This is a genomic window from Planctomicrobium stercoris, assembly GCF_051465655.1.
Lineage (GTDB): Bacteria > Planctomycetota > Planctomycetia > Planctomycetales > Planctomycetaceae > Planctomicrobium.
Genome location: NZ_CP195791.1, coordinates 2942343 through 2956454, shown reverse-complemented (window position 1 = coordinate 2956454; position 14112 = coordinate 2942343). Strand labels below are relative to the sequence as shown.

The 14112-nt window shown below is 57.1% G+C and carries 9 protein-coding genes; 3 read left to right on the top strand and 6 right to left on the bottom strand.

Annotated features, from left to right (window positions below; all coding sequences use genetic code 11):
• Positions 1 to 75 precede the first annotated feature (75 nt).
• Both SH661x_RS12145 and SH661x_RS12140 read left to right on the top strand, forming a co-directional pair.
• Entirely contained in the window at positions 76 to 285 is a 210-nt protein-coding gene (locus SH661x_RS12145; RefSeq protein ID WP_437221685.1) for a hypothetical protein, read from the top strand.
• A 232-nt stretch (positions 286 to 517) separates the two neighbouring features.
• A complete protein-coding gene (locus tag SH661x_RS12140; RefSeq protein ID WP_437221683.1) occupies positions 518 to 1579 on the top strand; it encodes an acyl-CoA dehydrogenase family protein in 1062 nt (353 codons plus the stop codon).
• Between the two features lie 14 nt (positions 1580 to 1593).
• Here the strand turns inward: SH661x_RS12140 and acpS are convergent, their stop codons facing one another.
• The 5 genes from acpS to SH661x_RS12115 form a co-directional block, all read right to left on the bottom strand.
• Entirely contained in the window at positions 1594 to 1998 is a 405-nt protein-coding gene (gene acpS, locus SH661x_RS12135) for a holo-ACP synthase (RefSeq protein ID WP_437221681.1), read from the bottom strand.
• Positions 1999 to 2071: 73 nt separating this feature from the next.
• Positions 2072 to 2638 carry a hypothetical protein gene (locus tag SH661x_RS12130; protein ID WP_437221679.1) on the bottom strand — a complete coding sequence of 189 codons (567 nt, stop codon included), beginning with the start codon at positions 2636 to 2638 and terminating at the stop codon, positions 2072 to 2074.
• 108 nt (positions 2639 to 2746) lie between these two features.
• Complete coding sequence (locus SH661x_RS12125) at positions 2747 to 3436, bottom strand: 3-keto-disaccharide hydrolase (RefSeq protein ID WP_437221676.1); 690 nt, start codon at positions 3434 to 3436, stop codon at positions 2747 to 2749.
• 119 nt (positions 3437 to 3555) lie between these two features.
• Complete coding sequence (locus SH661x_RS12120; protein ID WP_437221674.1) at positions 3556 to 5001, bottom strand: pilus assembly protein TadG-related protein; 1446 nt, start codon at positions 4999 to 5001, stop codon at positions 3556 to 3558.
• A 266-nt stretch (positions 5002 to 5267) separates the two neighbouring features.
• Entirely contained in the window at positions 5268 to 6575 is a 1308-nt protein-coding gene (locus tag SH661x_RS12115; protein WP_437221671.1) for a hypothetical protein, read from the bottom strand.
• A 133-nt stretch (positions 6576 to 6708) separates the two neighbouring features.
• On the opposite strand from SH661x_RS12115, the gene SH661x_RS12110 reads away from it, so the two are divergent.
• Positions 6709 to 7566, top strand: coding sequence for a carbon-nitrogen hydrolase family protein (locus tag SH661x_RS12110; protein WP_437221668.1), 858 nt, complete (start codon positions 6709 to 6711; stop codon positions 7564 to 7566).
• Positions 7567 to 7631: 65 nt separating this feature from the next.
• Here SH661x_RS12110 and SH661x_RS12105 read toward each other — a convergent pair whose 3' ends face one another.
• Positions 7632 to 14108, bottom strand: coding sequence for a ThuA domain-containing protein (locus SH661x_RS12105; RefSeq protein ID WP_437221665.1), 6477 nt, complete (start codon positions 14106 to 14108; stop codon positions 7632 to 7634).
• Positions 14109 to 14112 lie beyond the last annotated feature (4 nt).

The following is a 14112-nucleotide window of genomic DNA, read 5'->3' as shown; positions in this document are numbered from 1 at the left end:
TGATCCAAGGGCAGCCACCTGCAAGAATGGCGGGCTTGATGTCATCCCGCAGGCTGTCAGAGTTGAGAGAGAATCATGCCATTGAAGGAAACCGCACTGCAGAACCAGTTGGAACTGGCCAAAGCAGCACTCAGCCGCGTTGAAGCCGGACTGGGCGAGCAGACCCCCAAGAAGAACCCGGACTGGCGACGTGCCAATTCCCGCGTCAAGCAGATCGAAGAACGCTTGAGCAGCCGCAGCACTCTCGTGAGCCGCAGCAGCTCTGCCGACTCGGAAGAAGAATAATTTCCGACGTTGCTGATTGATGGAAATCTGAAGCAGGGTGTCCCCGGACGCTCTGCTTCAGTTCATTTCAGGCGTCCCGATTCTGCAAGGGAACGTGCAGTGCCAGTCCTTCAATGCTGGTGATGAAGCGAATCGGCCGAACCGTTGTGTCGATTCAGGATGACGAATTGGGTAGCTTTACAGTCAGACCCTGATTCTGGCTGCATCCTTTCCGTTCACGATCGCTTCGCCCATGTTCGTCGCCCCGGACCTTCTCTCCGACCTGCACCAGCACACCATTGAACTGGATCAGTCGGGAGCATGGCCGGCCGAACAGTTCGAGTGGCTGGCCCGCGCGGGTGTCCTGGGCTGGGTCATCCCCGCCGAATTCGGTGGCAGTGACATTTCACAGGCTGATCTGCTCAGCGGATATGAACAACTCTCGACAGCGTGCCTGACCACGGCGTTCATTCTGACCCAGCGCAATGGGGCCTGCCAGCGCATTGCGGGCTGCCAGAATTCGAGTCTCAAGGAACGGCTGCTTCCTTCACTGGCGAAGGGAGAACTGTTTGCGACCGTCGGGATCTCGCATCTGACAACCTCCCGGCAGCATCTGCGCACTCCTGCGGTGGCTGTCGACATCACTGGTGAGTCATTAAGACTCAACGGCAGCATTCCGTGGGTGACCGGAGCCAGCCACGCCGATCTGATCGTCACCGGGGGCACCTGTCCTGACGGTCAGCAAGTGCTGATCGCCCTGCCGACCGACCTGCCGGGGATTTCGATTCAGCCACACGCGAAGCTGATGTCGCTGACGGCGTCACACACCGCGACGGTCGAGCTGAAAGATGTGATTCTTTCGAAAGAACATCTCCTCGCCGGTCCGGTCCATGAAGTGATGAAACAGGGGCTCGGCGGCGGGACCGGTTCGCAGGTGACGTCTGTTCTGGCGGTGGGTCTCTCAAGTCGGTCTTTGAAACTCATTCAGGAACAGGAGAAGCTCCGACCGGATCTGGCGGAGTTCGCAGCACAGTTCGGGACGGAACTGAATGAGCTGCGTGAAGACCTGTTCCGCTCGGTGACGGCGAATCCCAACACAGCTCTGTCATGCCCCACGGCTGCGGAGATTCGACAGCGGGCCAACTCGCTTGTGTTGAGAATCACCCAGGCTGCCATCACCATCAGTAAGGGAATGGGATTCGTACAGGGACATCCGGCAGAGCTGGCTGTGCGTGAAGCGATGTTCTTTCTCGTGTGGTCCTGTCCTCAGCCTGTGGCTCAAGGGCTGCTTCAGGAACTGGCTTGCAGTTCGTGAATGCTGAGCTGCGATCAACGCTCGCTGCGAGGTGTATGCTGAACCGCAATGGCCGTTGCGGTCGCATAGGCACGGCAGTGTGAAATGGTGATTAGAATTTCGTCGATCCCCAATCCCTGAGCCACTCGACCGGCCCCGCCGGAGAGTTCGATGAGCGGTCGGCCGGCCTTGGTCTTTCCGACCTGGATGTCCTTCCAGCCGACCCCCTTGGTGAACCCCGTTCCCAGAGTCTTCATCACCGCTTCTTTCGCGGCCCAGCGTCCCGCGTAATGCTGCAGCGCTTCTTTGTGACGCTGGCAGTATTTGATCTCGTCTTCAGTATACACACGCTGCAGGAACAGTTCTCCATGACGTTCGATCATCGTGCCGATTCGCACAATCTCGATAATGTCTGTTCCCAGGCCAATAATCATGCCCATGACTCGCTGAATCCAATGTCAATCTAAAAGGAAATACGGTGCTTTGCGGGAATCCGTGTGATGCCTTCGGGGTTCAGCCCGATTCCGTCTGGGGACGCAGCTGATCCCGCTTCAGCCACATGGTCGCCCCGCAACAGATGCCCGCCAGAAGAACTTCACCCACCCACATCACGACCGGCCAGGGTGATTTCCATTCTCCCAGTCCGCTGGTCCGGTGAACGAGGAAATCGACAAACCGCGGATGGAGCCGCCGCTGCTCTTCTTCATAACGAGCTTTGATCTCGGGATCATTGACGCTGATTTGTTCCAGCATCGACTGCAACGCGGCATCGCGCGGGTGGGCGGCTGCATACTCCGCACGGGCGTGCTGGAAATGTCGATAAGAAAGCCATCCCATGTTGACGGCCCCGAGCAGGCAGAGCACTGCTCCCCACGCTGGGAGAGAACGCTGCCACGTGGGCCGGATTTCACCTCTGAGCCAGAGCAGGACCAGGCCGCAGGCAATGCCGTAAATGGCATGGAACAGAAACAGCCGCTTCATTTCTGTTGGAACGTAAGAGGCGGTCACCGAGAGCACCCCGACTGCCAGAACGCTCGCGCCGAGCCAAAGCAGATTCTGCTTCAGAACAGGAGAGCGCACGTCAGAGGCTTGTGGGGACGACTGCATGGAAATCTGGGCGCTGATGCACAGTTCGAAAAAAGAATGTTCCGGCTCCGCTTGAGCCGGAACGGTTCCGGTCATCAACGTTTACTCAACAACTTCACCCGGCTTCAGCTCACGGATGCGGACATTCTTCCAGCGAACCTGATATGGGCCCGTCCCGGATTTGATGCCATGGACCTGCAGGCCGATGATGCCGCTGGCGTCCGTGTCATCACGAAAGTCGGCACAAGGAATGCCGTTGATCCAGGACCGGAGGCGATCCCCCTGAGCAACGATTCGATAGTGATTCCACTGGTCATCCTTGAACGCAGTCTGTGCTTCAGGGCGATCCTTGAAGTCATCCCACCACTTCCCGGCTCGCGATTCGTCCCAGAAGTTTCCGGAGACATGTGAATCAGCAGTCGCGATCTCGCACTGATATCCGTACACGGTCCCTGGCTTTCGACCACGATCTTTTTCGGGCAGAGTCGAGACATCTTCCGGCTGAATCTGGCTGCGAATCTGAATTCCGGAATTCAACTCCTTGTCGCACAGAACATCCAGCTCCAGCTCGAAATCGCTGAAAGGTCCCTTGCAGAGGAATGTGTTGGGACTGCCTTCCGTTGTCTTGCCGATGATCATGCCGTCTTCAACACGGTAGGTGGCAGTTCCTCCGAGGACCTTCCACCCGTCAATTGTTTTTCCGTCGAAGAGATCTTTCCAACCGTCCGCTGCGTATGCCGAAGTGGCTGCGGTGCAGATCAGGCAGACTGCGAGTGTGTCTCGAAATTTCATCTGGAATCTCCGGTGAGGAATTGTGAACCTCAAGCATAGTTGAGAAAAACACTCCCCGGCAATTCAACGGATGAAAGAGGGGAACATCCTTGACGAAGGCGACGATCGCGTCACTGGCATCATTTCACAAGCCGTGGGGAGGTAAAGACACCGTCGCTCATGTACGAAGAAGGGAGGCTGGATTTGCTTCCGGTCGCAGCTCTGATGGAATGCCTGGCATAGATTGCCGGCTGGAGGTTGATATAACGGACCGGACCATGGAGATTCACCTTGGTGATGACCACGCCTCCCCAGCCGACCAGTTGAAAGGAGTGCGAGGCTCCGAGCACGTCGGTCACCTTGTTGACCGTTCCGGGGAGAGTCGCGTACAGCGGGAGGATCCGGGGCTGGCCGATGATGGCAATCAGATCGGCTTCACAGGCGTCGGGGATTTCGAAGTAACCCTTGGCAGTGAACGGCAGCCACATTTCACCTGAGGACGATCCGGTCAAGGTCTGCAGGTCGGTGGCGGTCAACCCGTTTCGCAGCACAGCGTTCATGCGGGCGGCATCCGGAGCCGACCCCGCCGCTCCGGTTTCCAGCGAGACGACCAAGCTGGGGATTCGCTGTACGCTCGAGAGGATGATCCCCAGTAACCCGAGCTTGTTGACCACCTGCAGCTGATCCGCGAGAAGGACAACTTCATCGATGCCGTCTGCACCGGGCGTCACGGTGCTCATGCCCCGTTTGTAGGTATGGCCATCCAGAACATGAATGGGTGACCCCATCAGGGAGAGGGGAAGGACGCTGTTCAAGACGTTGAGTAATCCGGTCGAGCCCAGCAGTCCGGAAAGCGTGGTGGTGTCCAGGTCGACCCCGAGCGGCTTTAACGTGACGGCGCTCACTTCGCTGTTCGTGAATCGCAGAGCATTCCAGATCGTGATGTCCATTGCGAACGGAAGCATTTTGTCTCCGGGCCCCAGACCGTACCCTCGATCGATTGCAGCTTTGGCGGAACAGTGCACCGTCTGAAAGTTTCTTCCCAATGCCGGAGCGAAGAAGAGATTCAGTGGACGATTGGCAAGGGCGTCCCGGCGGACGACGACTTCGCACGAGTTCACGAATGTCTGGTCCCCGGTCCGGAGATTCAACATCGCGAGCAGACCATCGACCACGGGCAGCGTCGGAGGAGGGCCGACTGAGACCCCGTTGTTGTAAATGCCGAATGAGAAATCGGAATCCAGCAGTGTGAGACTGTGATTCTCCGCGCAGCGATTCGCTGCTCCGGCGATTTTTCCTTGAGAGTAAGCTGGAGCCACGTTGGGGGTGGGGCGGATCGGCTGGTAGATGGGCAGGGCCAGCGGAAGTTTGACCGCCGTCTGGGGCCGGGGAGTGGGATAGAGTTCTCCGGCCGCTGCCAGAGCTGCCGCGTCCGCACAGTTCTGAACCTCTGACCTCGCCTTGCAGATAAAACCAAGATCGATGCAGAGAGCAGCAAACACCAGCATTACGGCCAGACAAACCGCAGCCAATAGAAGGACCACACCTCGTCGATTCCGAGGCTGGACAGGAAGACGATGTTTCATGGCGGACCTCGACCGGGATTCGGGTTCAATGAACCCTAAGTCCTTTTCGAGTGCCCGTTCGCTGGCCATGCTGAACTGATTCTTCTTCCAGTTGAGAATCGCTCACTCGCGGGTTTTACGCACAACAAGTGGCGAGCGCTTTACTGCGTCTTCGAGCGAAATCCGGCAGATTTCTTATTGAACCGGGTGAAAATGAAAGCGAGTCCATCCCCAGTAGATTCTCGGGAAGGACTCGCGTTGCCGGAACCGTCGGTCCGTCTTCAGCACTACTTGGGTTTGTCCACTTTCAGATCTTCGCCCAGCGACATCAGCGTCACCTGAGCGGGAATGAAGCCGGGGTCGACATAGGTCACAGAGATCTGCTGATCTCCATTCACCAACATGAATGTTCCGACCTGATCCTGAAGCTCCATGACTCTGTCGTCGACCTTCCAGCCCCCCTTTTTCATCTCTTCCTGAAACTTCGTGATCTGTTTCCGGGCAGTGCCTGTCGCCAGTTTGAACTCGATCTTTTTCCCTGATGCGTCGACCTCCTCGGCAGAAGCAGGAAGGACAATCGAGATGCTGCCAGAGGGGGCGCCCTTCTTCATTTTCTTGGCGTCGATCGCGGCCTTGGCCAGTCGTTCTTCTTCCGCCACCTGAGCTGCCGATTTCCAGGTCGCTTCGACTCGCAGTTTTCCCTCGACGGGGTACATGTGCAGCTCGATCAGGTCCATGGCGGGATTGCGGAAGATCATGACGTCGTGGAAGTCGATCTTGATCGTCTTATCGAGAGTCGATTTCCATTTCGCTCCCGCGAGAGCCGACTGATAAAACTTGATCACGTCCGCTTCACTTTTGTCTGTGTCGAACAGCACCTGATGAGTCGAATCCGAATACTGCAAGCCAATGGCGTCTGCCGGAGCCGGAAGTTCGGCGGAAAGCTGTTCGGCTGAATAGGTGATCATGGTTTGCCCCGCCTGCGCCGGAGCACTCGCCACATTGACGCTCAGGCGAACTGCGTTCTGTCGAAAGAAATGTTGATCACCCGCATCTCCGTAAGGTTGCCAACCCTGCTTCTCCAAAGCGGTCTTGAGAAACTTGTCCGCTTCTGCGACAGGGGTCGTGGTGACAAACATGGCATTGGCGGGGCCGGCATACAGTGGTTTTGTTCCAGCCGGTAACGGAAGTTTGCCAAGGTCGACGTTGCCATGATTGAACAGGGAAACGTTCACTTTCCCGGCTTCGCCGCTGGGAATCACCGTGAGTGAAAGCGTGAATCCGTTCCGTCCGAAAGAACCGGATGCGTATTGATCTGTCACGGATGCCTGCGGCAGCTCTTTCCAGCCCTGCGTCGTCAGCTGCTTACGATGAAACTCATAAACCGCTTTAACATCCCCTCCGACGTGATAGGTCAACGAAGAGATTCGCTTATCAGCGGAGGGGTCCGCGCCGGTGAACGTGGGCAACTGAGTCAGGTCGATGGCTTTGGCAGCCTCAGCGACGCTCGCAGGACGGGCATCGGCGGCATGAAGAAATTCATGACAGGACAGACTTGCCAAGCACAGGAAGCTCAGGACAATCGAGAGAGACACGGAAACTCTTCTCATGCGAAGTGACTCCATCACAAGGTCTGGGTTTGCGAAATCTTCCGGATCTTGAAGCGGTTTCGCAAGTGAGTCGGTCTCGGCAACTTCAATGACTTTATCACAACGGAATGAATCCATAATGAAAATTGCTGTCGTTCAGATGGATGTTCACCTGGGAAACGTCGAGCGAAATCTGAATACGATGCTCGACCACGTCAGGCTGACGAACGCCAACGGTGCACGATTAGCAATCTTTCCGGAATGTGCTTTAACGGGTTATTGCTTTGAAAGTCTTGAGGAAGCACGGACGTTCGCCCAGCCTGTCCCCGGACCTGCGACAGAGCGCTTTCAGGCAGAGCTAAATCAGCTGGGAAGCTATGCCGTTTTCGGGATGCTCGAAGAGACCGAGCACGGAATTTATAACGTGGCTGTGCTGATGGGACCCGAGGGAGTCATCGGGAAGTATCGGAAGATTCATCTCCCGTGCCTTGGAGTCGATGCTTTTGTCACTTATGGCGATGAGCCGTTCGCTGTTTATGATCTGGAAGACATCCGTATCGGACTGGGGATCTGTTATGACTCCGCGTTTCCGGAGTCGGCCCGGGTGATGGCGCTGCAGGGGGCAGACCTGATCGCATTACCGACGAATTTCCCCAGCGGTGCTGCTTCGATGGTGGAGTTCGCGATTCGCACCCGCGCGATGGAGAACAACATCTACTTCGCCGCCTGCAACCGCATCGGTGATGAGCGGGGCTTTCGATTCATCGGGCAGAGCCAGATTGCGGATCCCACCGGGTTCTGGCTGGCGCATGCCAACCCCGACTCTCCCGAAATTCTTTATGCGGAGATCGATCCAGCATTCGCTCGCCAGAAACACGTTGTGCGGGTTCCCGGAAAACACTCGATCGACCGGATCGCTGACCGCCGCCCGGAGATGTACGGACTGATCACACAACCGCATTCGCTTCCTCGTCCGGGCCGTGAAAAGCAACGGTAGTCGCGTGAAATGACCGTTTAGCTGCGCGCTTCAAGTGTGCGCATAAATGTAAATCATTACGGAGTTCATCGAGTTGCTGAGACCGGTGACTCCGATGCGGGTTCGGCGGGCAGACTTTGAATGAAGTTCCAGATCGCCTCGAACTGTTTCTGAGCATCGCCGTCGTAGTGAGTTCGAATTTTCGTGGTGAGACCATCCGCCGCCAGCCTGGGCATTTTTGTGCTGACATCGAAACGCGGGGGATCAAGCACAAACCGGCGATAGAACTCAGGGCGGATCCGCTCACGGACGTCGACGAAATTGATCCCCAGAGCCAGCTGTGTCTGGCCGTCGCCCACGGCCTGCTCGGATCCGACTCCGTGACATTGACGGCAGTCCAGACCAGAACTTTTACGTGTCAGCTCGTTCCCGATCGCCACCAGCTTCGGATCGTATGAATGACTGGAGGCTTCCTCACTGAGGCCATGTTCGGCAGCAAAGCCCGTCGCGAGGACCTGTGCGAACGCGGGAAACGAAGGCATCCGGGCCTTGAGAGTGGGACGCGGTTTGGATGAAACACTCCCACTCAGAAAGGCTGCCGTCCAGTCCGCGTACAACTTATCACCGGCCCATGTCAGTGAGGGAATCGTTTCCGGCAGAAAGCCGGTGTCAAACTCTTCCACGAAGATGGCGGCCCGGGGGCTGTTCGAAGAGTCACGGGAGTGACACGCATTACAGCGGAGACTGGTAAAGAGTCTACTGGAAGCTTCCACTTTCGATTCGCTGTGCTCCCCCGTGAGTGCAGCGGTCAGGTAACTCTTCACCGCGCTCCGCTCGCTTTCTGATAGAGAGTACCTTGGATGCCTGTCGTTCGGCAGAGTCGACTCACTCAGACAGCCGGGCGCTCGCAAAGTCAGAGGGAGCTTCGGCTGTGTGGTTTTAGGATTGTCATCTTGTGCATGACAGTTCATGCAGCCTCGCGTTTTCCATGCCTGGTTCCCTCGTTCCGCATCGGCACTAGCGAGCTCCGGGAACGGTAGAAGCTCTCCGGGAGCTGCGGATTTCAGGTAACTGGCCAGTGCCTGGGCTTCCGATTCACTGAGATGGAAGTCCGGCATGGGGATGGAACGAAAGTGCGCCTGCGGCTGTCTGAGGAACTCCGCCAGCTTCCCCGGGGCAAACTTCTGTGCAACGAAGTGCAGGGAGATGCGGTTGAAGTCATCTTCGGCCTGTGGGGGAGTCATGCGGTGACAGGCATAACATCCCAGCGTGGCATAGAGTTCTTCACCCTGACCGGCCGAAGTGATGGAATCGGTCGGGGTGGTGGACACGAACGCGTTCGATGTTCCTGTCAGCCACACAGCGAGGTCAGCTGCGGCCTGTCGATCCGAACTTGAGTCACCATGAAACAACACCGGCATCGCTGCCTGATTTCGAAGTTGCTGAGGATTCATCAGCCAATTTGCGATCCAGTCCGCCCGCACTCGATTCCCGAGATTTTTCAGGTCCGGGGTGTCCGGCAACCTGCTCGCGTGCAACTTGGCGAAACTGCTCGGAGTAACCTCGTGACACTTCAGGCAACGGTGGGATTCGACGAGACTTTGTCCAAGTAGTCGTTGTTGAGCTTCGAGAAGTTTTGGGTTGCGACCATCATGCCGTAGCAGAACCGGCGGGATTGGTTCTTCGGCGAAGTCAGTTCCGGACCAGAGCACCTGCAGCGTCGCGGCCCCTTCTGGCGGAGATTCATACTGGACTTGAATGCGATGTGATCCACGCAGCAGTTCGAGCTCCATGGACGCAGCATCGCTCGCGGAAGGGAGACTTGCTACCGCAGCTTCGTCGATGCTGAGAACCGCTGTTCCTGCTCCGGCAATCCGGAAGCTGTAATTGCCTGTCGAGGGAACGGTCAAGATGCCACGCATTGTGGCTGCGAACGGTCCGGGTTGAAGCCCGCCCGCACAGACTTCTTCCTTGTCCACATGCAGTGCTGCGAGTCGCAGAGTCCTGACGACCTCGCGTCCGGACTGTGAATACTTTACTTCGAGCCCCGGTTGCAGATGGGCTTCCAGTTCTGAATGAACGCGTGCGCTGCTGCCGGGACCTGCCAGCAGCGAAGAATCCATCGCTTCTTCGCCAATGCTGTTAAGCGTATAGGAAATGTCCGACTTGATCGGAGTTCCATCCGCAGCCACGAGAGAAAGTTGCAGATTCATCTGCATCACCGGTTGCAATGAATCCATCTCCAGGAACAACGTACGGCCATCGTCCAGCAACGTGACAGACGAGACGGGAACTTCATCGCGTCCCTCTTCCAGAGTCCCTTTCACCCTGTACTCAGGGGATCCATAATCCACAGCGTAGCGATAGTTCCACTGTTGCACCTGAACTCGATCCGGGTGAATGGAAGAACGGTCCAGCTGCTGGCTGTAGGTGACTGCCAGTCCGTTCCTGTAGGTTTTCACCGCGACCGGCAAGTCGACCGGAGTCCCGGTGTAACGGACCCGCTGCAGGCATCCATCGAGAACCGCTGCGGAGACCCAGCCACGGAGTCCGCTGACATACAACTGACCATCGGAAGGACTGAATCGGCCACGCATCACGCCGGAATCGAAGTCGAAAGGAAAGTTGACGGTCCCTCCCTGCGTTCCGCCATTGATCAGCTCTCGCAGCACCAGCATCATGCGGCATTTCCCGAACGAGAAACTCAGCAACTGGCCCTGCAGCGGCCCCCAGCGATCGCTTGTCACCCACGCCTGACCTCCCGTGGAGTTGTCGACGAGTCTGGGGATCCAGCAGAGCGGGGGATCGTAGCCGAGCGGACGTTCAGGGGACTCGCGTGGCCCGCCGTATCCGAAGTAATTTCCGGGGCGAACTTCGAAGATCGCTGAGGCGGGAGTCCAGTTTCCCTCCTGAGGGGCAGTCGTGATGACGTCACCAGGTCCGACCGAAAGTCCATTCGGATTTCTCAGGCCGGTTGCGACGACCTCATGACCGCTGCCATCGTGATGGACCCGAATCACTCCTTCGTTTGCGTGAGCGACATAGAAGTTGCCTTTGGAATCGGTTTCGAGACAGGCAACGTAGTCATGACCGTTTGGTGACGTCAAATAACCGTTGTAGAAGCATTCGTAGCGATCCGCTTCCTGATCATTGTTGTCGTCGTGCAGCCGCGTGATCTGATCGCGTCCGAGAACATACACCTGATCGTCGACAATTTTTAAACCCAGAGGCTGAAACAGGCCGGTGGCGTATCGTTTCCATTTCAATTTCTGAAGAGTCTCGTCCACCCCGCTGACGCGCCAGACATCGCCATGAACCGTGCTGACTGCAATATCGCCATTGCTAAAAAAGTCGTGTCCGCTGAGAAACAGCAGGGCGCGATAAGGGTTCTCGAAGGGAAGAGTGAGTGTGTCGAGCACGTAGGGACCGGCATCGGAGCTGAGCGTTCCGGTTGTCTCGATTTCCGCATTCCATTGCGACGGTCCCGGGGTTTGGAGCTGACTGAGCGATTCGGGTTCCGGAAGACTCTTCAGCGATTTCAGAAAGTCCTGCACTTCACCTTCGGGACCAGACCAATAGATCAGCTGGAGCTGGCGAGGCTGATTCCCGGCAGGAGCATCGAGAATGAGACTGTTGTTGCTGACCAGCTTCAACTGCGGTTTGCCGGCCCCGCGAACCGCCACAGCCAGGCACCGCGAGGGAGTGTGAATGACCGCACAAGTGAACTCGTCCTGCAGTTTCACCTGTGAGAGATGATGTCCGGAGAGAACCGGGACGAGCGTGCTTTCATGTGAAGGAGAAAGTTCCAGCGTCCGCGTGAGCACGTCACGGGAACCCAGATGCTCCCACCATGGGGTCTCCGCCACGGTCGTCTCGCCGAGTGTGTATTCGAGGACCACCCGCGATCCATGTCGACGAAGCCCTCGAAATTGTGACTTCTTCAGTTCAGAATCTGCAATGGGCTCGCTGGTGAAAAGGAGCTCTCCAGCCACCTCGGGAGAGTCGGTCAATCCGAATCGCGTGGGGTTGAAGTTCAAAAACGGTCCGGTCCACACTCCACGGAACTCCGCGCGATCCGTATCAAAGCAGACCGCAGCCTGCTGCTCGTCTCCAATGCGAATGGAGAGTCCTTTCGCAACCGGGGGTTGTCCTGGAAGAAAGAGAGTGGACGCCAGAAAAGGGCCGACCTGCATCTGGTTCCAGCGACTGTCGACGGAGTCTCCTTCCTTCCAGTCGAATCCGACAGCCTCCTTCCCCCAGTGGTCTTTTTTCTCCGCGGGAGTGTCCAATCTTACGGTTTCAAAACGATCTCCCGCATTGAACTGCCAGAGATCGATGGTCGCGTCATCGCGTGGATACTCCCGGTCCATTGGAGTGATCTCCCGCACGCCTTGCGAAATTCTCACTGAATCAATGGTTCCCGCGCATCTCAACTGACGATCGACAAGCGTTCCAATGCCCAGCGGCCCGGGACGGGCGGTTCCGTTCTGGAACCGGATCGCCTGGTCGGCAACAAGTTGAGTATCCACGTACAGGCGAACCCGCTGCGGCTCGTAAATCATTCCCAGCTGATGCCATTGTCCATCGCACAGGTTGAACTGGGAGTTCACATGGGCGGGATCCTGGCCCGGAAGATAGGCACAGAGTAATCCGGTGCCCGGGACCGTAAACAACTCCCAGTGCGTTGCGGAAGTCTTGTCCTCGTTCGCGATCAGAATGTTGTAGGAATCGGCATTTGTGAGTTTCGTCCAGAATTCGACGGTCAGAGGGGGCCTGGCATACTCATCGCGTTCCGGAACGAGAACGCCATCCTGACTGGCATCAAGACCCTCTCCGAATCTCCCCTTCGTCAGAGGGACGCCGGATTCGTTCTTCTGATTGACTGCTGCTGGGTCTTGAGGCTTTCGGTGCGCCGCCCAAGCTGTCGCACGGCGCAGGAGAGTGGCTGTCCCTTCCGTGCGCAGTGATTCCACTGCATGTCCGAGGACCGTTTGAAAGATTCGCGCCTGTCCATAGTCATACACGAATGCCATGGGTTCCAGTTGGCCGGTTACCTCGGATTTTGCTGAAGCCAACACATGGATTGGCAGTTCTCCCTGCTGGCGGAAGTAAAGCTCGTCGATCGTTTCGAACGCTTCCATCCCCTGTGTGATGGGATGATCGTGATCGTCGATCTCGACCATGAATTTTCCAAACGCATCGTGCCCGCTGCGGCCGGCGGTGTGGTCCCAGACGCGTCTGCAGATGTTTCGATATTCAGGCCAGTCCGAGTCTCCAACCTCGGGCAGCGAGAAGTGAAACGCACCGTTCGCAAAATGGACGATGACGAGTCCGCCCCCTTCCTGAAGGTACTGGAGGAAGCCGGTCTTCGCCTGCTCGGAAAGTCCGGGCTGCATCCAGTTGCAGTAGTTCTGAATTAAAACGTCATAGTCGCGCAGCTGCGGGGTCGCGAGGTCTTCAATGTTATCAGAAATGTCGACCTGAATTCTCGGATCCTGCTCCAGCAACTCTTTGAGCTGCGGACTGGTCTGCTTCCACAGATGGCCGGGGTGATGTGCCCCGGAAAGCACCAGCACGCGAATTGGCTTGTCGTGATCTTCAACAATCGCGCGTCCGGTTTCATCCATTCCGGCGAGCGCGGAAGTGACCTCCTCATGTGTGAAGTAACGTGATTCGACTCCCTGTGCGGGCACTTCCAGCTGAGCCGTCCACGCCAGTGCATTGAGGATCAACTTGCGGAACTCGAGTTGTTTCCAGTTGGAATAGAAGTGTCCGCAGGTGGTTCCGAAGCCTCGTCCTCCGTTGGGCCGTTGACGCGCCCAGGCAACCACTTTCCCTTGCTCTTCACGTCCGGGAAGAGCTGGAACTTCAAGAACCGGCTGAGTGGCCATCTCTCCTTCACGGAAGCGAAGATTGAAATAGAACTCTTCCTGCATGCGGAATGGCTGAACTCCGCGGGCCACCGGATGATCAGGCGATGGAAGCAGGATGTCGGTGTCGGCTGTCTGGATCGCGGAGTACCAGTCACGCTTGCCGTCGGTTTCCCAGTCGAAGTAGGCCCCCGACCAGTCCAGGATATCGTCAGCCCGAGAGTCAGGAGCGAACGTCGAAAAGTGAAACGTGACAAATCCGCACCCACGCTGAATCTGTCTGGCGATCTGATCACGATGCTCCTGACTGCTGAAGTGTGGCGCTTCAGCAAACAGATCCCCATCCCGGCCGTCTGAAACAACCATGATCGTTGCAGCGTCGTCCAGCGTCCGTGGATCTTCAGGCCAGCCATCGAGGTGGTACTCGACCTTCACATCCTTGCTGATGTTCGAGTTGTCGAGCATCACTTTCAGAAGCTTGACTGACCATGGATAGTCGTGAATGCCGTTGCCGACCGGCCCGTGACTCTTGGGGCCAGCGATCAGCACGATCTTTCTGGGCGGCTCGGCGGAAAAGCTGCATTTGACAATCAGGCAACAGAACAGGACGGACAGCAGGATTTGAGAAACGAACTTCTGAAAGGCAATTCGGGTTTGACGAACGCCGAAGGTCTCGATTCCGCTGCCGGGCATTTCG